This is a genomic window from uncultured Bacteroides sp., from assembly GCF_902491285.1.
Lineage (GTDB): Bacteria > Bacteroidota > Bacteroidia > Bacteroidales > Bacteroidaceae > Bacteroides.
In genome coordinates this window covers 14,651-37,383 of the sequence record NZ_CABUHK010000058.1, presented here as the reverse complement: position 1 = coordinate 37,383, position 22,733 = coordinate 14,651, and the positions used below count along the sequence as shown (strand labels likewise).

Below are 22,733 nucleotides of genomic sequence, written 5' to 3'. Positions count from 1 at the left end.
AGAGCATAACCTTGCCAAGGTTAGGGTCGCGAGTTCGAGTCTCGTTTTCCGCTCTTTCTTTGAAAGGATGCTCGAATGGTGGAATGGTAGACACGAAGGACTTAAAATCCTTTGGCCATTGCGGCTGTGCGGGTTCAAGTCCCGCTTCGAGTACGAGTATTCTTTAGAGGCTTTATGAATCATCGATTCATGAAGCCTTTTTTTTTAATGAGTGTACTGTATACATTTGATTTGTTTTTTAGGTCTGTGTTGTGTTTGCTTGGAGAAATAAATCAAAATTAAGTGCCGATATATTTTTTATTGTGTTCTTAATCTTTTATTTTGTTTTTAGATTATGACTGATGCTTTAATATTATACTGAATTATTCCTTTATATTGGGATATCTGATTTTATTGTTAACACTGGAAATACTAGAGAAATGGGAAATGACGACAGGCAGATTGAATTAAAATTTCAGAAGTTTTTTACTATCAACTTTCCTAAAGTGAAAAACTTTGCTCAAATGCTTCTTAAGTCAGAAGCGGAAGCGGAAGATGTAGCTCAAGATGTTTTCTGTAAACTCTGGTTGCAGCCTGAAATATGGCTGGATACTGATAAAGACCTGGATAATTACATTTTTATAATGACCAGGAATATTGTTTTGAATATCTTTAAACACCAGCAAATAGAACAGGAATATCAAGATGAGGTTGTCGAAAAAACTTTTCTTTATGAGTTGACAGAGAAAGAAGAGATTTTGGATAATGTATATTATAAGGAAATGCTGATGATTATTCAGCTTACTTTGGAGAAAATGCCGAAGCGTCGGAGGCTGATATTTGAACTTAGTCGTTTCAAGGGGTTGAGTCATAAGGAAATTGCTGATAAACTTGATGTTTCTATTCGTACAATAGAGCATCAGGTCTATTTGGCATTAATTGAATTGAAGAAGATACTTGTCTTATTTATTTTTTTTCTCAAATATTTTTAAGTAGTCTGTGCGGGGTAGTTGTATTTAGTATATAAAGCCCAAAAAAGAAAGAAAAAAGGTTTATGAGAAACTATATTCAACAACTTGTAGAGTTATTCGGACACAATGACTATTCAGTCGGTACGCAAAAAAAAGTACAACGATGGCTGGCTGATGAAGAGCATGCTGCTGAAAAGGAAGAGGCACTCCGTATGCTTTGGAAACAGGCGGGTGAACGGGAAGTTCCTGATGGAATGCAGCGGTCGATACGGCATATGCGGCAGAATATAGGAATGCGACCTGTTTCTCATAAAAATTATCGGTTACTTATATGGAGAGCGGCGGCTATTCTTTTATTGGCTGTGTCATCTGTTTCTGTTTATCTGATGCTGGAAAAAGACAGACCTGTAAAAGACTTGGTGGAATGTTATATACCAACGGCAGAGATTCATGAAATTACCTTACCTGACGGTACACATGTCATGCTGAACTCAAAAAGTACCTTATTATATCCGGAACAGTTTGCGGGAGATACTCGAAGTGTATATTTGATTGGCGAGGCTAACTTTAAAGTGAAACCGGATAAAAAACATCCTTTTATTGTAAAGGCGAATGATTATCAGGTCACTGCCTTAGGTACGGAATTCAATGTAAGCGCTTATCCGGAAAGTAACGAGTTGATTGCCACTTTGCTTGAAGGTAGTGTAAAAGTGGAATTCAATAATCTGATATCTAATGTTATTCTAAGGCCTAATGAGCAATTGATATATAACAAACATACGAAAGAACATAACCTGCAATTGCCGGAGATAGATGATGTGACCGCATGGCAGCGTGGAGAATTGGTCTTTAGCAATATGTATTTGGAGGATATTTTCACAAGTCTTGAACGTAAATTCCCTTATGCCTTTGTTTATAGTCTTCATAGTATGAAGCAGAATACCTATAGTTTCCGTTTCCAGAAGCAAGCAAATTTGGAAGAGATTATGGGAATCATATCACAGGTAGTGGGTGATGTAAACTATGTAATCAAAGGAAATAAATGCTATGTAACTAACAAAAAATAAACCAGTTGTAAAACCTATTTAAATTGAAAATACTATGTGAAAAAGTATCCGGAAGGAATGCCCGTTCCTTCCGGATGTGAAATCAAGTTCTCCTTAATATTAGCGTGTATTGACGCTATTCTGAATGATCCTAGAATAATAACCAATTAACTAATACTAAAGATGCTACAAATTTACGAAAAAATAGCAGAACAAATAGCTCATAAGTGGGTCTTTCTCACTTTTTTAAGCCTATTGTTACTAACGTCTACCCTAGCTTTTGCTCAAAGTGGTAATAAAATTACTATTCAGCAGAAGAATATCACTGTTGTTGATGCTCTGAAAACTGTAGAAAAACAGTCAAAAATGTCTATTAACTATAGTGATTCCGAATTAAAAGGAAAAGAGATAGCAAATCTTAATTTGCAGAATGTTTCTGTGCCGGCAGCACTTGATGTAATCTTAAAAGGAACAGGTTTCGCTTATCAAATTCAAGGTAATTATATTATAATTACTGAAAAGAAACCTGCAGTTACACAAACTGTAAAAGAGATTAGAGGAAAAGTCGTTGATGAGAGTGGTGAGCCATTAATTGGAGTAAATGTATCTGTGGAGGGTAGCTCTACGGGGACAATTACAGATTTTGATGGAAACTTCTCCATAAAGGCACCGGATAACTCTCAATTTAAAGTTTCTTATATAGGATATGCTGCTCAGGTCATCCCAGTTTCAAAAAAAGATTTCTATCAAGTTGTCATGAAACAGGATACAGAGGTTTTGGATGAAGTTGTTGTTACGGCATTAGGTATCAAACGTGCGGAAAAGGCACTGTCTTATAGTGTACAACAGATTAAGAGTGATGAATTGACTACTGTGAAAGATGCAAACTTTGTGAACTCTTTAAATGGTAAGATCGCTGGTGTGACCATAAATAAGAGTGCAAGCGGTGCCGGTGGTGCAACACGCGTTGTGATGCGCGGTGCCAAATCTCTTGAAGGGGATAACAATGCTTTATATGTGGTAGATGGTATTCCTTTGTTCAATACAAATATGGGAAATACAGACAGTGGAATTATGGGTGAAGGTAAAGCTGGTACAGAAGGTGTTGCGGACTTTAACCCGGAAGATATTGAAAGCATTTCTGTGTTGAGTGGTCCTTCAGCCGCTGCGTTGTATGGTAGTAGTGCGGCGAACGGGGTCATCCTGATAACAACCAAAAAAGGTAAAGAGGGCAAATTATCCATTCAGTTCTCCTCTTCTACCGAGTTTAGCAAAGCGTACATGACTCCGGAATTTCAAAATACATATGGAAACAAGAAAGATATGTATGAAAGTTGGGGAGAGAAATTGCCAACTCCGTCGAGTTACGACCCTAAGCATGATTTCTTCAATACTGGTACGAATTTCATTAACTCATTAACATTGACTACAGGAACTAAGCAGAATCAGACATTTGCTTCTATCTCATCTACCAATTCCAATGGTATCGTGCCCAATAATACATACGACCGTTTAAACTTCACCATTCGTAACACTTCTACATTCCTGAACGATAAGTTACAACTAGACTTGGGAGCATCGTATGTGAAACAAAAAGATAAGAACATGGTTTCGCAAGGGCAGTATTGGAATCCGGTGATGGCTGCTTATTTGTTTCCACGCGGTGAGAATTTTGAGGATATAAAGAATTTTGAACGCTACGATGAGAGCCGTAATTTACCGGTGCAATACTGGCCTGTAGGTGAGTCTACTTATGCCTCTCAAAATCCTTATTGGACAGCTTATCGTAATGTAGCTACCAATGAAAAGAGTCGTTATATGTTTAATGTGGGATTGACCTATAAAATAACCGATTGGCTGAATGTTGCCGGTCGTTTCAGAATGGACGATACCTATGTAAGTTTTGAACGTAAGATTTACGCTTCTTCCGATCAGAAGTTCGCAGAAGGTAATAAAGGGCATTACGGATACAGTAATTATAATGATCGTCAGGAGTATGCCGACTTTATGCTGAATATCAACAAGCGCATTCAGGATTTCAGTCTTGCTGCCAACCTTGGTTGGAGTTATTCTAATTATTGGGCTTTGGAAAGGGGATACAAGGGTGCCTTACTTAAGCTCCCCAATAAATTTACCACAACTAACATCGATACAAAAAATGGACGTATCTCCGAAAAAGGAGGAGGTGACAGTATGCGTAACCACGCCATCTTTGCCAACGTGGAATTGGGTTGGAAAAGTATGCTTTATTTGACTTTGACCGGACGTAACGAGTGGAACTCCCGTCTGGTAAATACCAATGAGGAATCTTTCTTCTATCCTTCCGTGGGACTATCGGCCATTGTATCTGAAATGGTAAAACTACCTGAATTTATCTCTTACTTAAAAGTACGTGGCTCTGTCACCGGAGTAGGTGCTCCGGTTTCTCGTTCAGGTTTGACTCCGGGTACGGTGACTGATCCGCTTGTGGGTGGTCTTTTGAATCCTACCTATATCTATCCCTTCACCGATTTCAAGGCAGAACGTACTAAATCTTATGAATTTGGTTTGAGCTTGCGTCTGTGGAATAAGTTGAGTGCGGAAGTTACTTACTATCACTCTAATACGAAGAACCAAACATTCTTGGGCGAACTTCCCGAGTATACCGGATACAAGCAAATCTATTTGCAGGCAGGTGATGTAGAGAACCGTGGTTGGGAAGCCTCATTGGGATATAGTGATAAACTTAATAACGGATTGTCTTTCTCTTCTACTTTGATTTTTTCACGTAATGTCAACGAAATCAAAGAAATGGTAACTAATTATGAGACAGGTTTAGAGGGAACTTCACCTATTAATATTCCCGAAGTAGTGAAAGACAAAGGTCGTACGATTTTGAAAGTGGGCGGTAGCATTCATGATATTTATGCCAACACATTCTTTAAGAAAGACAGTCAAGGGTTTGTGGCAGTAGAAAGTGACGGCAAATTTGGTATGGAAAGAGGTGAACCTGTCTATTTGGGCAAAACTTCTCCTGATTTCAATCTTGGTTGGAGCAATGCATTGTCATACAAAGGTTTTGGTTTGAACTTCTTGGTCAACGGACGCTTTGGTGGCGTAGTAACTTCTTCTACCGAAGCTTTGCTTGACCGTTTTGGGGTTTCTAAACGTTCGGCTGAAGCACGGGATGCCGGGGGAGCCTTGATAAAAAATCAAGGTAGAGTAGACGCAAAGGCTTATTATCAAATGATTGGCACAGGAAACTATGAAACTTCCGGTTATTATGTGTACAGTGCTACCAATATTCGTTTGCAAGAGTTATCGCTCAGCTACACTATGCCTAATAAATGGTTTGGTAATGTGCTGAGAGATGTCACGGTTTCGTTCATCGCAAACAATCCTTGGATGTTATACTGTGAGGCTCCGTTTGATCCGGAACTAACACCTTCTACTAGTACTTATGGACAGGGTAACGACTACTTTATGCAGCCAAGTGTGCGTAGCTTTGGTTTTGGCATTAAATTTAAATTATGATAAACCAACTTTATTATGAAAAAGATAAATCAATATAAACTCTTAGTGTGTATATGCTTCTTGTCATTTTTGACGGCATGTGATTATGAAAGAATCAATACGAATCCGTTTGAAATGACTGAAGAAGAAGGACTAATGGATGGTTTTGCTGTGGGTGGTTTGGTCACGGCTATGCAACAAACTGTTTTCCCGGTGGGTACACAAGCCGATGATACAGACATTATTAATCAATATCAGACTGATTATCATCTTTCGGCCGATTGTTGGAGTGGTTTCTTCGGGCAGAATAACTCTACCGGTTGGAATTCTGGTCGTAACAATACAACCTATTTTCTTATTGACAGTTGGATTGCGGGTACTTATACGCGTTCGTATACCAACGCGTTTAATTCTTGGAAAAAATTGAAAGTATTTTCAGAAAAGAATGATGCTCCTGAAATCTATGCGTTGGCACAAATTTTGAAAATCTCGGCTTGGCACAAGACATTGGAGTGTTTCGGACCGATGCCTTATACTCATGCTGCCAATCCGACTATGAATATACCTTTCGATTCGGAGAAGGTGGTATATACTGCTATGTTTCAAGATTTGACCGATGCTATTAACGTACTGACAGAAAAAGCTGTAAACGGTGTAAAAGTGATGGAAGAATACGATGCGGTTTATGCGGGTGACACCAAGAAATGGGTGAAATACGCCAATTCATTGATGCTTCGTTTGGCAATACGCGTTCGCTTTGCCGATGAAGAAATGGCAAAGAAGTATGCTACCCAGGCGGTCGGACATTCTATAGGCGTAATGACTGCAAGGGATGATGAAGCACAAATGAGTGTGGGGGCCGGCATTACTTTCCGTAATAACATTGAATGGTTGTCTGAAACGTACGAGGAATCACGTATGGGATCATCTATGTTCTCTTACTTAGTGGGGTATGATGACCCTCGTTTAGGTGCTTATTTTAAACCTGTAGATGCGGCAAGTACAGTAGGTCAACCTGCTTATGACGGTAAGAAATATCAAGCAGTACCTTCCGGACATACTTTTGCACCGAATGATGTTTATAAATTGTTCTCCAAACCAAAGATTGAAAGTAATACTCCGACCTATTGGTTGCGTGCCTCCGAAGTTTATTTCTTGCGTGCCGAAGCGGCTTTGGTATGGCCTGCCGATTTTGGTAGTGCCGATGCGCTTTATAAACAAGGTATTGAAATGTCGTTTCAGGAAAATGGTATAACGACTTCTGTGGATACTTACATGAACTCTAATAAGGTACCGGTGAAGCATGAATTCACAGGCTCTTATGCTTGTAGTTTCCCTGCTCCTTCTACTGCTACTGCTAAATTTGAAGGTAGCACAGAGCAGAAGTTAGAGAAGATCATGATTCAGAAGTGGATTGCGCTTTTCCCTAATGGTCAGGAAGCTTGGACGGAGTGGAGAAGAACCGGATATCCGAAATTGAATCCTGTAATGGTAAATAATGGTTCGAGTCAAGGTGCAACCAAAGAGAGTGGTGTACGTCGTATGATTTACCCTACAAGTTTTTACCAAACAGAAGATGGACAAGCTATTTACAATGCAGCTTTACTGTTGCTTAATAACGGTCAAGGTGGCGAGGATAAATCTTCAACCCGCTTGTGGTGGGATTGTAAACGATAACCTATAATCACTATTTTGATACAAAATGAAGAATATGAAAACATTAAGAAAATTATTATATCTCCTCCCTTTGGCAGGCTTAATGGTAGCAACTTCCTGCACTGAAGTGGAAAATATAGATATGGAGCACATCGGAGGTAATAACACGATGGGTGATAGTGAATATTATGCCAACTTGCGTGCCTACAAGGCAACTGCTTGGAACTATGGACGTCCCGTTGCTTTCGGATGGTATTCCAACTGGTCTCCTGCCGGAGCTTATCGAAAAGGATATCTGACCTCTATGCCAGATAGCATGGACTTTGTTTCCATGTGGAGCGGTGCTCCCGGACGTTACGATATCACTCCTGAACAGAAAGCAGATAAAGAGTTTGTACAAAAAGTAAAAGGTACTAAGCTATTGCAAGTGAGCCTGCTTTCATATATAGGCAAGGGGGCAACTCCGAATTCGGTATATGCCCCTGTAGAAAAACAGGCGGAGGAAGAAGGTTGGAGTGACTCCAAATTGGAAGAAGCGAAAAAGAAAGCTCGTTGGGAATTTTGGGGATTTGAAGGACAATTCGAAAGTGAAAATCATTATGAATGTTTAGGGAAATTTGCCAAAGCTCTTTGTGATTCTCTGGATGCAAATGAGTGGGATGGTTACGATGTTGACTGGGAAATCGGAAGCGGTGTGTTCGATATGGATGGAACGTTGAGTGCTGATAAACATCTGATTCATTTGATTAAAGAGATGAATAAATACATTGGACCGAAGAGTGACCCTGAAGGTAAAGGACACAAAATGATTTGTATTGATGGTAAAATCTATGGTCTTACCACCGAGTTGGATGAGTATGTCGATTATTGGATTATACAAAGCTATGGCTCTTCCAGACCTAGTCTTGAAGGCTATGGGATAGATCCTAAGAAAATAATCTGCACAGAAAATTTCGAAAAGTATGCTGTCAATGGTGGCCAACTGCTTAACCAAGCTGCTCATATGCCGTCAAAAAGTTATAAAGGTGGAATAGGGGCTTATCGTTTCGATAACGATTATGACAATACTCCCGACTACAAGTGGATGCGTCAAGCCATTCAAATAAATCAGAAGGTTTTCAATGAATGGAAAGCAAACCAAAGCAAAGAAGAAAATAAGTCAGAATAGACGGGGTGGTAAATCAATAAAACGAAAGAATTATGAATAAACATAGATTCAATTATTTGGTGTTAGGAGGCATGGCATTGCTGATGAGCGCTTGCAATAACAGCGAGAGTGACCTGTTAGAGCCTAAACTTTATTTTGAAAATAGGGAATATGTATTCTCGTTAGAAGATGAAAGTGAAGTAAAGACTTTTGATTTATCTTCAAGGCTTTCTTCTAGGGTCTCCTCGCAGGTAGATGTATCGTATATCATAGCCGATCAAAGTGTGTTGGATGAATATAATACGCAGTATGGAACAGCTTATGAAATGTTCGATACATCAAATGTAAAATTAAGCAGTACAACTTCAACTATTCCAAGTGGAAAGTTGTACGCGGAAAACGTGCAGTTGGAACTCTCTAACTTAGAGATGCTTGAGGAAGGGAAATCATATGCCTTGCCAGTGCGTGTGCAGTCGACTTCTATATCGACTCTTCCCGGGACAAGCATTGCTTATTTCATTCTCTCTAAACCTCTAAAAATAACGAAGGTCGGTACATTTAATAGTAATTACATTTCAGTAAAATTCCCGGTTGGAACTTATTTCTCGTCATTCACTTATGAAGCATTGGTTTATATCGACAGGTTTGGCGATAATAATACGATTATGGGAACTGAAGGCAAAATGATTCTTCGTATTGGTGACGCAGGAGGAGGAGTAACTCCTAGGGATATTTTGGAAGTAGCAGGAACACAGGGGTATAAAGTCAAGGAGGCATTACAAGCGAAACGTTGGTATCATATCGCTTTGACTTATGATCAGCCTTTAGGAAAAACGGCTATTTATGTCAATGGTTCGAAATGGGCTGGATCAGACTGGGCCATCCCAGGTTTTGATCCGAATTCAGATGTAGGTTTCAACATCGGTAAGATTCCGAGATTCCCATGGGGAGAACGTCCGTTGTATGGTAAAATGTGTGAACTTCGTGTTTGGAGTGTGGCTCGTACGGAAAATCAGCTTAAACAGAATATACTGGGCGTTGATCCGAAATCGGATGGGTTGGCACTCTATTATAAACTGAATGGATCGGAAGTTGAAGAAGGCGGAGTCATTACAGATGCTACCGGTAAAATAAATGGCACAACTAATGGTATAAGAATTACCACACTGGATACTCCGGTGACTATTGAATAGTGACAAATACAAGTTTGTGAAATATCCATGAAACCCAATCAGTTCATCGGTAAATAAATAGCTGAACTTGAATAGACATGGACTGTTTTTGGGGGAAAAGGTAGAAGGGAAACCTGCGAATCAAGCTAAATGCTTGTTCGTAGGTTTTTCTATATCTCTGATAACCTTTGCTATATCAAAAAGTTGACTAATCTCAGCATATAAGTTCTGATGAGTTATATTTTTGTAGTTTTGTATAAGAAAGGAGTTTTAGTCATATTTAAATTTTCTCTAAAAAGTTTTCTATTCACATATAAAATATATTCCTTTGCAGCGTTTAATACTAATGGATATACTGAATGGCTCAAATCAACTTCAATTCGATATATACAGCTTATTATAGGAAAGCTTTCCTGTTTACCTTGTCGTATGTCCACAACGACCAGGTTGCAGAGGATATCGTTTCGGAGGCAATCATTCATTTATGGGAATTGAGTAAGGAGCGGGAGATTCCGAGTGTTGAGGCCATATTGATAACTTATATTCGCAGTAAATCACTTAATTATCTGAAACATATACAGGCTCAGGAAAATGTCTACCAAACCTTGCTTGATAAAGGGCAGCGTGAACTGGAGATTCGTATATCGACATTGGAAGCCTGCGACCCTAATGAAATATTATCGGAAGAACTACGGGCAAAAGTAAAAACACTACTGGCTGGTATGCCTGAGAAAACCCGAATTGCTTTCATATACGACCGATTGGACGGTAAATCTCATAAAGAGATAGCCGAAGAATTGGGGATAAGTGTGAAAGGAGTAGAATATCATATTAGTAGGGCGGTTAAAATGTTACGTGACAATCTTAAAGACTACGCTCCATTCTTATTTTTCTTCATTTGAACCGGTGTCATAGGTCTGTTTTTCCACTTTTTTTTGAGTAATAACAAAAAAAATCGCATTTCTTACTAGGGAATATTCTTAGTGGGTGGTATTCTTAATGAAAGGGGGCAAATACCCCGACTTATAATTGTTTATAAATTATACCTTATCATGGATAAAGAATTACTGTTGAAATATATTTCAGGCAAGGCATCTCAGCAAGAGAAAGAGGAGGTTGCCACCTGGATTGATGCGGATGCTGCTAATCTTAAAGAGTTCATTTCACTTCGTAAAAGTTACGATACGTTTTTATGGCAGGATACAGAAAGTCTTTCTCGGAAAACGAAAAAGATTTTCTCGTTACGTCCTGTTGCACGGTGGGTATGGCAGATTGCAGCTATGTTTGCGATGGCTTTCGGCTTGAGTTATATAATGATACAGGCTTTCCAAAAAGAAAATGTAGAAATGCAGACAGTTTATGTGCCTGCCGGACAACGTACTCAAGTAACACTTGCTGATGGAACCATGGTGTGGGTGAATGGAAAGAGTACATTAACCTTTCCCAACCGTTTTTCTTCCCATACACGCAAGGTTGAACTTGATGGAGAAGCTTATTTTGATGTCCGGAAAGACCCGGAGAAGCAATTCATTGTTTCCACTGCCCATCAGTCTGCTATAAAGGTATTGGGGACAAAATTTAATGTAAAAGCATACAAGGAAGCAGATGAGGTTATTACAACCTTGGTCGAAGGAAAGGTCAACTTTGAATTCTGCAATGTTGCCCGGCAACCACAATATATCGTGATGGCTCCCGGACAAAAACTAGTCTATAATTCATTGGATGGGCGAACTGAGCTTCATGCAACTTCCGGTGAACGTGAACTTTCATGGAAAGATGGTAAGATCATTTTCCGGCAGACATCTTTGCGGGAGGCTTTGGATATTTTGGCGGACAGATATAATGCAGAATTTACAGTTCGTGAGAATGTGCCTTACGATGATTCATTTTCCGGAACCTTTACCAACCGGAATCTGGAACAGATACTTAATTTTATCAGTGTCTCTTCAAAAGTACGTTGGCGTTATTTGAATAACAATGGAACTGCCGGTAAAGAAAAGATAAAAATAGAGATATTTATTTAGTGCTAGAAGATATAAAACCTTGAAAACCAAAACTTATTGCCATGAAAAACAAAGACCCTTAAAAACAAAAAAAATACGGGACGATATTGGCCGTATCTTCCCGTATGAGCCTCAGTAATTGTGAACTACTTGTTTGCAGACAAGTATAACTACCAATTTTCTAATTAAACTCGTTACAAATCTATGCAAAATTATTGTATCGTCCAATTTCTTGGAGGATTAAAGTCGCTTAGACGAACCTTAAAGGAAATATCGTTGGCTATGAAATTACTATTAATGCTACTCGTTTGTTCTGTCGGGCTTGCCTATGCGTCCGACGGATATGCACAAAGAAATTCTATTTCGTTGAACGTGAAGAATAGTACTATTGAAGAAGTGCTACACACGATTGAACGTGAATCCGGATTCGGCTTTTTTATTAACAGCAAGAATCTGAACCTCAATCGCCGGGTAACGGTTTCAGTATCAGATAAAAATATCTTTCAGGTATTGAAGCAAGTGTTTGAAGGTACAAATATCGAATATAAAGTATTGGATAATCAAATTGTACTGACAGCTAAAGAAACGAAAGTTGCTCAGCAAAAGGCGCAAACCATTAAAGGTACGGTGGTTGATAAAAGTGGTGAACCGCTAATTGGCGTTTCCATTGTGGAAAAAGGAACCACTAATGGAACGGTGACGGATCTTGACGGAAATTATACGCTGACGCTTCAAACAGCCAATCCGATATTAATATTTTCATATGTAGGCTATCAGAAAAAAGAACTGCCTGTTATCGGTTCGGTCTTGAATGTTACTTTGGAAGACGATTCTCAAGTGTTGAACGAAGTGGTGGTTACCGCCCTTGGTATTAAGAAAGAAGCGAAAGCGCTTTCTTATAATGTTCAGGAGGTATCTGCCAATGAAATTGTTGGTGTTAAGGATGCTAACTTCGTAAACAGCTTGTCCGGTAAAATTGCCGGTGTGGTTATCAACTCCAGTTCATCCGGTATAGGTGGCGGAGCGAAGGTGGTGATGCGTGGAGCAAAATCTCTTTCTGGAAATAATAATGCACTGTATGTGATTGACGGTATTCCGATGCCTTCATTGGAAACTACACAGCCAGACGACTTTATGACTGGTATGGGACAGTCCGGTGACGGTGCTTCTATGATTAATCCCGAAGATATTGAAACCATGTCTGTATTAAGTGGTGCCGCAGCTTCTGCACTTTATGGTAGTGATGCCGCCAATGGCGTTATCATGATTACTACGAAGAAAGGTGCGAAAGATAAACTTCGTGTCAGCTATGCTAACAATACCTCGTTCTTTAATCCGTTTGTAACTCCGGAGTTTCAAAATACTTATGGTGCAGCTACAGGCGAACTGAAAAGTTGGGGGCAGAAAATGGGACACCCCAGTAACTATGATCCGTTAGATTTTTATCAGACAGGATGGAATGAAACTAACTCTTTGACTATCAGCAATGGTAATGAGAAGAATCAGACATTCCTTTCTATGGCTGCTACTAATGCAGCGGGCATTGTTCCGAATAATACATTGGATCGTTACAACTTCACTATCCGGAATACAACGAGTATGCTTAATGACCGTTTACGTCTCGACTTGAGTGCTAGTTACATGAATGTGCGCGAACAGAATATGCTATCGCAGGGGCAGTATTTTAATCCGATAGTTCCTGTCTATCTGATGTCGCCGAGCTACAGTCTGGATATGCTTCAACAGTTCGAGATGTATAACGAAACTCGTAACTTCAAAACGCAATATTGGCCGTGGGATAATCAGGGAATTGCTTTGCAGAATCCATATTGGATTGTCAACCGCGACAATTTTATCAATCATAAGAATCGTTTTCTTGTAAGTGGAGGTTTGAATTTTGAAATCACTAAAGGTATCACATTGGGGGCACGTGCCAAAATGGATTATACCTCGGCTCTGTTTGAAAAGAAATATTCGGCATCTACTGATAATATCTTTTGTCAGGACTTTGGCGGATATTATAAAGGCGATGCTTCTACCCGTCAGCTTTATGGTGATGTGATGTTGAATATAGATAAATATTTTGGTGATTTCTCATTAACAGCTACGCTAGGAACCAGCATTCAAGATGTCAACTACCAGTATTTCGATGTCGGTGGTAGTTTGAACTCGGTAGCCAATAGCTTTACAACGCTTAACTTGATGCCGTCTACCGTGAAGTTTCAGCAAGATGGTTATCATGACCAGACGCAATCTATTTTTGCTACCGCACAGTTAGGATGGAAAAGCAAACTTTATTTGGATGTAACAGGGCGTGTTGACTGGTCTTCTGCTTTGGCATGGACTGATACGAAGTCAGTCGCTTATCCATCGGTAGGTTTTTCCGCAATTCTGACAGAACTGTTGCCTATCAAGAACGATGTGCTTACTTTCTTGAAAGTGCGTGGTTCGTATAGTGAGGTAGGAAATGCTCCTACACGTTATATTGCTTATCAGACCTATCCGTATGAGTCGGCTTCTCCCACAACAGCTACTACGTATCCTAACACAGATATTAAGCCGGAGCGTACCAAGGCATGGGAAGTCGGTTTGCAGTCTCATCTTTGGAATGATAAATTGGAGTTGAACGTATCTTTGTATAAGACATCCACCTACAACCAATTGTTTAATCCTTCACTCCCCTCATCTTCCGGTTATTCTTCCATCTATGTCAATGGTGGACAAGTGGATAACAAAGGTATTGAGCTCAGTCTGACATTGAATCAGCCTCTCGGACCGGTGAAATGGAACTCTACGTTCACTTACACTCTCAACCGCAATAAAATTAAAAAGTTGTTGAAGCCGACCACTTTGTCAGGCGGAGAAGTTATCAGCCAAGACATGATGGATTTTGGCGGGCTTGAAATCGTGAAGTCACGTCTTTATGAGGGTGGTTCTGTCGGTGACTTGTATGTGACCGCTCTTCGTACAGATCATCACGGGTATATTGATGTGGATTATGTCAATAATACAGTGGCAATCGACAACAAAGCTGGCAAACTTAAGGATGGTTTGATTTATGCCGGTAATTCTCAAGCCAAATATATGATGGGGTGGCGTAACTCTTTCTCTTGGAAAGGGCTGACATTGAGTTGTTTGGTTAATGCCCGTATCGGTGGTGTGGTTGTTTCGCAGACTCAAGCATTGATGGATGCTTATGGTGTTTCCAAAGCTACTGCTACGGCACGCGATTTAGGATATGTATTGATTGACGGTTATGAAGTGCCAGCCGTACAAAAATATTACAGTATTATGGGTGGTGTAGGCTCGATGTATGTTTACAGTGCAACAAATGTCCGTCTTGCAGAATTGTCTCTCGGTTATGACGTTCCTGTTCAAAAGATAATTCCCTGGATTCAGAGTATGAATGTTGCCTTCACCGGACGCAATTTGCTCATGTTCTATTGTAAGGCTCCTTATGATCCTGAGCTGACGGCAAGTACAGGTACACACTTTAGCGGTATGGACTATTTTATGTTGCCGAGCCTGCGTAATTTAGGCTTCTCTGTTAAACTTAATTTCTAAAGAATCGACAAGATGATACAGATATCAAAATATATAAAAGTTGTCAATGGTGCGTTGCTTGCCGGAAGTTTGTTGCTTACAGCCTGCACCAGCCATTTTGAAAGTTGGAATATCAATCCGAATGAGGTGACTCGGGAATGGATGGAACGCGATAACCTTAAAACTGGAGCTTACTTCACACAGATGGAGAGGGGGATTTTTGTGGTAGGTAAGGATAAGGGAGGTTTGTTTGAGGAAACTCAGATGCTGACCGGTGACATATTTGCCAGCTACTTTGCTCCTGTCAAGACGTGGGATTATGCCGGAACAGAAGATAACGACTGTTATAAACTATATCGCCAGTGGTATAATTCACCGTTCAACAACGCTTATACCGAAGTGATGCAGCCGTGGCAAAGCATCGTAGAGAATACCGATGAGGTTTCACCTGCACGTGCTTTGGCTACTATTGTCAAGGTGTTTGGTATGAGTCGTATTACGGATAAGTATGGTCCCATTCCTTATTCTAAGTTTGGTACAAGCATTCATGTGCCTTACGATAGCCAGAAGGATGTGTATTATCGTTTTTTTGAAGAATTGGCAGATGCCATTGATGTTCTTACAGGTTATAACAGTCGTACATCCGAACCTTATATGGAACGTTATGACTATATTTATAATGGTAGAGTGGAGAAGTGGATTAAGTTTGCCAATACACTCCGTCTTCGTTTGGCAATGCGTATCTCTTATGTAGATGAGACAAAAGCCCGGACAGAAATAGAAGCTGCAATCGGTCATAGTATAGGGCTGATGACGTCTGTTGATGATAATGCAGTTTTGAAGCAGTCTGCATCGTTCACTTTCATCAATGAGTGGTGGGAAGCATTTGAAAGTTTTAATGATTTTCGCATGAGTGCTACCATGGATTGTTATTTGAAAGGTTTACAAGATCCACGTTTGGCGTGTTACTTCAAGGGTGCTGTGAAAGACGGGGCATATCATGGAGTCCGGAACGGGCAGACTAGCCGTAATCAGGGAACATTGTCAGAGGCGGCTTCCAGTATGAATGTGGGACAAAATGATAATATACAGTGGATGAGTGCTGCTGAAACTTATTTTCTGTTGGCAGAGGCTAAATTGCGTTTGAACCTAGGGGATAAGACAGTACAGGAATACTATGAAGAAGGTGTGAAAATCTCTTTCTCTTCCAAGGGGGCTACAGGGGTGGATACTTATCTTGCTGATAATGTTAACGTGCCGGCTACTTCTTTCATAGATCCGACAACAGGACGTAGCACTGATGTAAGCCGTATGGTTTCGACCTTGACAGTGAAGTGGGATGACAGTGCTTCTGAAAGTAAGAAACTGGAGCGTATTATGGTACAGAAGTGGATTGCTCTTTTCCCTGACGGGCAGGAGGCATGGAGTGAGATGCGTCGTACGGGTTATCCTGGAATTGTTACTATCAGTTCGAACCGTTCCGGTGGTGAAGTGCCTGAAGGAGAACTCATCAGTCGCTTGAAGTTCCCGACGACAGAGTATTCTGACAATAGCGAGAATACGCAAGCCGCCGTCTCCTTATTGCAGGGTACGGACATTGCCGGTACACGCCTTTGGTGGGATGTAAAAAGGTAACCAGATATATCAATGTAGAACAATCTAACTAAGTAATTAGAATATGAAAACAATGAAATACTTATTGGTCGCGCTAGCTACAGGCATCCTGATGGCTGCCTGTAATACGGACATCGAATCGTTGACCATTCAGCGACCGTTGACTTACGATGACCAGTACTACCAAAACCTGCGCGATTACAAAGCAAGTGACCATGAAATTGCTTTTGGATGGTTTGCGCAGTATGGAGCCCAAAACTCAGCGGCTGTTCGATTTATGGGATTACCCGACAGTCTTGACATTTGCTCTATGTGGGGCGGTATCCCGGCAAAGGAGAATACAGAAATATGGGAAGAAATTCGTTTTGTGCAGAAAGTGAAAGGTACCAAAATGCTTTGTGTGGCAATTACCCGTATTGATGCGGAAACAGATGACCATGCTTTCAAGCAGGCGTACAATGAGGCGAGGGCAATGCCGAATGGTGATGAACGAACTGCAGCACTTAATCGCTCCTTTGAAATGTATGCTGAATATTTCCTCGATCAAGTGTTCCTGAATGACCTTGATGGCTTCGATGCTGACTATGAGCCGGAAGGTGACTTTTTGAGTGGTTCGAATTTTGAGTACTTCTACAAGCATATGGCTAAATATATGGGACCGAATCCGGATATCACTAAAGAAGAACGTCTACAACTCATTGAAGAGCGTTATGGTAAGGAAATAGCTTCGCAAGAAGGCATTTGTGATAAAATGTTGAATATTGACCAGACAAGTACCAGTATGACTAGTCTTGTTCCATATAGTAACTATTGTTTCCTTCAGGCATATAGTGGTGGCACAGGTGCAGGCGGATGGCCTGATGAAAAGGTGGTATATTGCTGTAATATGGGTGACGGCTGGCAAGGTGATATGCAGTCCATGTATAATCAGGCACGTTATAAACCGTCGAATGGCAAACGTAAAGGAGGATTTGGAGCATTCTTTATCCATCGCGACTATAATGTACATGAATACAATCCCGAACCTTATTATCGATTCCGCCAATGTATCCAAATACAGAATCCGGCTATCCATTAATTAACCTTTAATGAAAGATGACAATGAAAAATAGAAAAAAATGTTTTTATATAGGTCTGCTCGCCATTTGTGCGCTCGGTTTTACTGCATGTGGTGACGATGAGACTTACGATGTCTATGGAGATCCGTACAATCGAGTGTACACTTTGGATAATTCACAGGCATACAAGATTGTACAGACTCCCATCAGTACAGTCAGTAATGTAGATTTCACGTGGGAAGCAAAATGCTCGAAGAAAGCGAGTGGAGACATTAAAGTGACGGTAGCGGTTGATAACTCTTTGATTGATACTTATAATGAAGAGCACGGTACCAAGTTTGAAGCTTTACCCGCTGAGGCTATTGTGCTAGAGAATACAGAAATGACTATTCCTGCTGGGGAAATGGTGGTGGCTGACGCTTTACATGTCAAATTGACTGATGACACGAATCTCCTCTCTACCCTTAAGAGTGAAAAAGGATATATTATTCCTTTGCGCCTTGTTTCAGCGGAAGGTGCTAATTCGCAGTTGAGCACTAATATGCTGGCACCTTCTTTCTTGACTATTACGGTGACCGAGGATAATATGAATCATGAAGCTACCCAATATACAGGTACCGGTACATTAGTGGCAGACCAAGCTGGATGGACTGCTGCTACCAATGGGACTGTTCAGGCTTGGTATGACCCGATTGAAGCCATTTTTGATGGAAATTATGAAACTTATTGTTCCATTTCTAACCGGTCGGGTGAGCTTTTGCTGGATATTGATATGGGGAAAGCATATTCTTTTGATGGTATCAAAATGACAAGTTCCGGATATGATTATGAAACCTGGACTGAAAAAGAGGTCGGTGTGTTCAGTGCCGGCATGACTGTCAGTACGAGTGATAACGGTACGGATTGGAAGTCGCAAGGTGAAATCGAACGTAATACTGAGGCTTGTGTTTTCTATGCTCCGTTGACTGCCCGATATATTCGTATTTCTGTTCCCAATGCCGGTGGGTGGTATGGTGCCTCTTTGGAATGTGGTGTATTTAATGTTTATGCTAAATAATAATTGGAGTTATGAAGAAATATACGCTCTTATCTTTATTCACCTTGTTGCTTTGTATGTCAGGCTGCAAGACCGAACCAGATTATAGTGATGCTGTTTATATGACTGGTACGCTTACTTCCTCAAATGTGAAATTTCTCGTTGAAGGACAGTCTACCTTAGGTTTGACTGTAACTTCAACAGACAAAACGGATACGGATGTGAAAGTAGGTGTACAGGTGGCTCCTCAGTTGCTTGAGTCTTTTAATGCTTCTACCGGTCGTAACTGCCAGATGCCTCCCGAAGGTAGTTATAGTTTTGAAGGTGGCGAAGTGGTAATCCCTGCCGGACAAAACCAATCTACGCAAATAAAGGTGACCGCCGACGCCGAGAAGTTGCAGGAAGGTGTATCTTATTGTCTTCCTGTATCTATAACCTCGGTATCGAATAGTGACTTGAAAGTGATGGAAACTTCCCGCACTGCTTATGTTATGCTGACCAAGGTCATTAATATCAAGGCCGCTTATCTGGCACGTCGGGGATATTTCAATGTTCCTTCGTTCGGTGATCAGGAAAACAGTCCGGTGAAAGCACTCGGACAGATGACGTTGGAGATGAAGGTGCTTCCCGTATCTTTCCCGGTTGGACAGGAAAGAAGTGCCAATGGCATTAGTTCGTTATGTGGATGTGAAGAGAACTTCCTTTTCCGTTTTGGTGATGGTGCCGGTAATCCGGTTAATAAATTGCAGTTTGTGAAAGGTTCCATTGGTTCGGCTTCGCATCCTGATAAGAAAGACCATTATGAATCATGGGTAGAGAAAGAATTTCCTACAGGTCATTGGTTACACTTCGCTGCTGTGTATGACGGTCAGTATCTACGTCTCTATTTGGACGGTGAGCAGATTCACTTCGTAGAGACAAAGAATGGTGGTTCCATAAACTTGAGTATGGCTTATGACGGTCATACTTGGGAGGATACATTCTCTATTGGCCGTTCGGCAGGTAACGCACGCTTCTTTGATGGTTACATCAGTGAGTGCCGTGTATGGAACGTGGCGCGTACATCTGCTCAAATTGAGGATGGCGTTTGCTATGTGGATCCTACGAGCGAAGGATTAATCGCTTATTGGCGTTTTGATGGTGAAACACAAGATGATGGTACGGTGCTTGATATGACAGGGCATGGACATAATGCTGTGCCGGGTGGTACAATTACTTATGTTGACAACCAAAAATGTCCGTTTTAAATAGGATAGAGTAGAAGTTGTTTTTCATCTAAATGAAACCTGCTGTCGAATCAGCTTTGCCACAAGGCGTTGCGGAATGATAGCAGGTTTCTTTTTAAAGACAATTTTAATAATCGAAGAGATAGATTTACCTGATATAAACTGAGGTCATTTATGCTTAATGGAATATGTAAATTACTATTGCTCGCTACAATAGTTATGGAAGGGACTTGCGCTTTTGCACAACTGTCGGCAGAATCCTATAAAAATCCCCGGCTGCCGGTAGAGCAGCGAGTGGCAGACTTGCTTTCCCGTATGACTTTGGAAGAGAAAGTCGGTCAGCTTCTCTGTCCTTTAGGTTGGGAAATGTACGGGATAGAAGGAGAGGCAGTTTTCCCTTCTGACAAGTTCAAACAACTGATAAAGGAACGGCACGCCGGAATGCTTTGGGCAACCTATCGTGCCGACCCGTGGACAAGGAAAACATTAGAAAATGGTCTGAATCCCGCGTTGGCAGCCAAAGCCGGAAACTCCTTGCAGAAATACGTAATGGAGAATACCCGTTTGGGGATTCCCTTGTTTTTGGCAGAAGAAGCGCCGCATGGTCATATGGCAATCGGGACAACTGTCTTTCCTACGGGGATCGGAATGGCTGCCACCTGGTCACCTCAATTAATAAACGAAGTAGGAAAAACGATAGGAAAAGAAGTACGGCTTCAAGGCGGACACATCAGCTACGGGCCTGTGCTCGATCTTACCCGTGACTCGCGTTGGTCACGGGTGGAAGAGACGTTTGGAGAAGACCCTGTGCTGACCGGCACAATGGGGAAAGCAATGGTCGAAGGGCTGGGTGGTGGAAATCTCTCCCAGCCATACAGCACATTGGCTACGTTGAAGCATTTTCTGGCTTACGGTATCTCGGAGAGCGGACAGAACGGAAATCCCTCTTTGGTCGGAATACGTGAACTGCACGAAAATTTTCTTCCCCCGTTTCGTCGGGCAATTGATGCCGGAGCCTTGTCTGTCATGACTTCTTATAATTCTATGGATGGTATCCCTTGCACTGCAAACCACTATTTACTGACCCGACTTTTGCGGAACGAATGGAAATTCAAAGGATTTGTCGTTTCGGATTTATATAGCATTGAAGGTATTCATCAAAGCCATTTTGTTGCACCCACTATGGAAGAGGCGGCTATTCTTGCATTATCGGCAGGAGTAGATGTAGACCTCGGGGGGGATGCATACATGAACATAATAAATGCTGTAAATACCGGTCGGATCAGTAATGCTGTGCTTGATGCATCTGTCGCCTGTGTTCTCCGGTTAAAGTTTGAAATGGGATTGTTTGAGAATCCTTATACAGACCCTGAAAAGGCGAAGAAAGAAGTGCGGAATAACGCGCATATTACTTTGGCGCGTAGAGTAGCGCAAGCCTCGGTCACTCTGTTGAAGAACGAGCATTCATTGCTTCCGTTAAATAAAGATATCTCTAGAATAGCCTTGGTTGGTCCTAATGCCGATAACCGCTATAATATGTTAGGAGATTATACAGCTCCGCAGGAAGAAGAAAATGTAAAAACTGTATTGGATGGAATCTGTGCTAAACTTTCCCCTACGCAGGTAGAATACGTGAAAGGGTGTGCTGTCCGTGATACAACGACATCGAATCTTGAGCAGGCTGTTGCTGCCGCCCGGCGTTCCGAAGTTATTATTGCCGTAGTAGGTGGTTCCAGTGCCCGTGATTTCAAAACCAGTTACAAAGAAACGGGTGCGGCAATTGCGGATGAAAAGACGGTTAGCGATATGGAATGTGGTGAAGGGTTTGACCGCACGACGCTTTCTTTATTAGGAAAACAGCAAGAATTACTCAAAGCCTTGAAGGCCACGGGAAAACCGTTGGTCGTTGTTTATATCGAAGGGCGTCCTTTGGATAAAAACTGGGCTTCTGAAAATGCCGATGCCTTGTTGACAGCTTATTATCCGGGACAGGAAGGTGGAAATGCTATTGCCGATGTTCTATTCGGAGATTATAATCCGGCAGGAAGATTACCGATAACGGTTCCTCGTTCGGTAGGGCAAATTCCGATATATTACAATAAGAAAGCCCCCCAAAAACATGATTATGTAGAACTGTCCGCTTCTCCGCTTTATCCTTTCGGATATGGTCTGAGTTATACAACTTTTGAATACTCGGATTTGTATCTGTCAGCCATTACCCCTCATTCTTTTGAAGTTTCATTCAAAGTCAGGAATACAGGTGAATGTGATGGCGAAGAAGTAGCACAGCTTTATTTGAGGGATGAATACGCTTCGGTAGTGCAACCGCTAAAACAGTTGAAACACTTCGAACGCTTTTATTTGAAACGTGGCGAAATGAAAGAAGTGAAGTTTATTTTATCTGAAAGTGATTTTGCACTAATAGACCGGGATTTGAAAACAGTAGTGGAACCGGGTACTTTTCAGATAATGGTAGGAGCTTCTTCCGATGATATCAGATTGCAGACAAAAGTGGAAATAAAATAGGATATTTATTTTTCATATAGAGAAAAGGGCATTGAAGAGTTTTAGGAAGCTAGAATGCCGTATCAGAAGTTTGTTCCTTTCCGTACGGAAAGGAACTAATCTTAGTTTTTTTTAAAATCAGATTGGCAGTATGCAATGATTTAATCCCCATTATATATAAATTTATTCGTCTGACAGTTGTTGAACTTTCGTCTGACAACTGTTATTCTTCCGTCTGACAACTGTCAGACGAAAAAGCAACAATTGTCAGACGAATAAAATCAT

The 22,733-nt window shown here is 41.0% G+C and carries 14 protein-coding genes and 1 tRNA gene; all 15 read left to right on the top strand.

Annotated features, from left to right (window positions below; translation table 11 throughout):
* The first annotated feature begins 69 nt into the window (after positions 1-69).
* The 15 genes from RDN93_RS14895 to RDN93_RS14825 all read left to right on the top strand — a co-directional run bounded on the left by RDN93_RS14895 (position 70) and on the right by RDN93_RS14825 (position 22,469).
* A tRNA-Leu gene (locus RDN93_RS14895) sits at positions 70-153 on the top strand.
* Between the two features lie 266 nt (positions 154-419).
* Complete coding sequence (locus RDN93_RS14890) at positions 420-971, top strand: RNA polymerase sigma-70 factor (protein WP_308746249.1); 552 nt, start codon at positions 420-422, stop codon at positions 969-971.
* 62 nt (positions 972-1,033) lie between these two features.
* Entirely contained in the window at positions 1,034-2,017 is a 984-nt protein-coding gene (locus RDN93_RS14885; RefSeq protein ID WP_308746248.1) for a FecR domain-containing protein, read from the top strand.
* Between the two features lie 162 nt (positions 2,018-2,179).
* Positions 2,180-5,509, top strand: coding sequence for a TonB-dependent receptor (locus RDN93_RS14880; protein ID WP_308746247.1), 3,330 nt, complete (start codon positions 2,180-2,182; stop codon positions 5,507-5,509).
* Positions 5,510-5,524: 15 nt separating this feature from the next.
* Positions 5,525-7,165, top strand: a complete 1,641-nt coding sequence (locus tag RDN93_RS14875) for a SusD/RagB family nutrient-binding outer membrane lipoprotein (protein ID WP_308746246.1) — start codon at positions 5,525-5,527, stop codon at positions 7,163-7,165.
* Positions 7,166-7,199: 34 nt separating this feature from the next.
* Positions 7,200-8,312 (top strand): glycoside hydrolase family 18, encoded by a 1,113-nt coding sequence (locus RDN93_RS14870; protein WP_308746245.1) that lies wholly within the window; start codon positions 7,200-7,202, stop codon positions 8,310-8,312.
* A 29-nt stretch (positions 8,313-8,341) separates the two neighbouring features.
* Positions 8,342-9,484, top strand: coding sequence for a DUF1735 and LamG domain-containing protein (locus tag RDN93_RS14865; RefSeq protein WP_374047420.1), 1,143 nt, complete (start codon positions 8,342-8,344; stop codon positions 9,482-9,484).
* A 338-nt stretch (positions 9,485-9,822) separates the two neighbouring features.
* The gene (locus RDN93_RS14860; RefSeq protein WP_308746243.1) at positions 9,823-10,365 is read left to right on the top strand and encodes an RNA polymerase sigma-70 factor; all 543 of its coding nucleotides are present in this window, start codon (positions 9,823-9,825) and stop codon (positions 10,363-10,365) included.
* A 150-nt stretch (positions 10,366-10,515) separates the two neighbouring features.
* Positions 10,516-11,487, top strand: a complete 972-nt coding sequence (locus RDN93_RS14855) for a FecR domain-containing protein (protein ID WP_308746242.1) — start codon at positions 10,516-10,518, stop codon at positions 11,485-11,487.
* A 183-nt stretch (positions 11,488-11,670) separates the two neighbouring features.
* A complete protein-coding gene (locus RDN93_RS14850; protein ID WP_308746241.1) occupies positions 11,671-15,030 on the top strand; it encodes a SusC/RagA family TonB-linked outer membrane protein in 3,360 nt (1,119 codons plus the stop codon).
* A gap of 12 nt (positions 15,031-15,042) precedes the next feature.
* Positions 15,043-16,644 carry a SusD/RagB family nutrient-binding outer membrane lipoprotein gene (locus tag RDN93_RS14845; protein ID WP_308746240.1) on the top strand — a complete coding sequence of 534 codons (1,602 nt, stop codon included), beginning with the start codon at positions 15,043-15,045 and terminating at the stop codon, positions 16,642-16,644.
* Between the two features lie 43 nt (positions 16,645-16,687).
* A complete protein-coding gene (locus RDN93_RS14840; protein WP_308746239.1) occupies positions 16,688-17,701 on the top strand; it encodes a glycoside hydrolase family 18 in 1,014 nt (337 codons plus the stop codon).
* 23 nt (positions 17,702-17,724) lie between these two features.
* On the top strand, positions 17,725-18,738 hold the full coding sequence (locus tag RDN93_RS14835; RefSeq protein ID WP_308746238.1) for a BT_3987 domain-containing protein: 1,014 nt from the start codon (positions 17,725-17,727) through the stop codon (positions 18,736-18,738).
* 11 nt (positions 18,739-18,749) lie between these two features.
* A complete protein-coding gene (locus tag RDN93_RS14830; protein ID WP_308746237.1) occupies positions 18,750-19,964 on the top strand; it encodes a DUF1735 and LamG domain-containing protein in 1,215 nt (404 codons plus the stop codon).
* Between the two features lie 153 nt (positions 19,965-20,117).
* Positions 20,118-22,469, top strand: coding sequence for a glycoside hydrolase family 3 N-terminal domain-containing protein (locus tag RDN93_RS14825; RefSeq protein ID WP_374047419.1), 2,352 nt, complete (start codon positions 20,118-20,120; stop codon positions 22,467-22,469).
* Positions 22,470-22,733 lie beyond the last annotated feature (264 nt).

Bases quoted from the DNA above. Each gene is read 5' to 3' on its own strand.
- RDN93_RS14830 (WP_308746237.1), top strand. From the start codon at position 18,750: ATGAAGAAATATACGCTCTTATCTTTATTCACCTTGTTGCTTTGTATG.
- RDN93_RS14875 (WP_308746246.1), top strand. From the start codon at position 5,525: ATGAAAAAGATAAATCAATATAAACTCTTAGTGTGTATATGCTTCTTG.
- RDN93_RS14880 (WP_308746247.1), top strand. From the start codon at position 2,180: ATGCTACAAATTTACGAAAAAATAGCAGAACAAATAGCTCATAAGTGG.
- RDN93_RS14840 (WP_308746239.1), top strand. From the start codon at position 16,688: ATGAAAACAATGAAATACTTATTGGTCGCGCTAGCTACAGGCATCCTG.
- RDN93_RS14825 (WP_374047419.1), top strand. From the start codon at position 20,118: ATGCTTAATGGAATATGTAAATTACTATTGCTCGCTACAATAGTTATG.
- RDN93_RS14870 (WP_308746245.1), top strand. From the start codon at position 7,200: ATGAAAACATTAAGAAAATTATTATATCTCCTCCCTTTGGCAGGCTTA.
- RDN93_RS14860 (WP_308746243.1), top strand. From the start codon at position 9,823: ATGGCTCAAATCAACTTCAATTCGATATATACAGCTTATTATAGGAAA.
- RDN93_RS14855 (WP_308746242.1), top strand. From the start codon at position 10,516: ATGGATAAAGAATTACTGTTGAAATATATTTCAGGCAAGGCATCTCAG.
- RDN93_RS14885 (WP_308746248.1), top strand. From the start codon at position 1,034: ATGAGAAACTATATTCAACAACTTGTAGAGTTATTCGGACACAATGAC.
- RDN93_RS14845 (WP_308746240.1), top strand. From the start codon at position 15,043: ATGATACAGATATCAAAATATATAAAAGTTGTCAATGGTGCGTTGCTT.
- RDN93_RS14850 (WP_308746241.1), top strand. From the start codon at position 11,671: ATGCAAAATTATTGTATCGTCCAATTTCTTGGAGGATTAAAGTCGCTT.
- RDN93_RS14890 (WP_308746249.1), top strand. From the start codon at position 420: ATGGGAAATGACGACAGGCAGATTGAATTAAAATTTCAGAAGTTTTTT.
- RDN93_RS14835 (WP_308746238.1), top strand. From the start codon at position 17,725: ATGAAAAATAGAAAAAAATGTTTTTATATAGGTCTGCTCGCCATTTGT.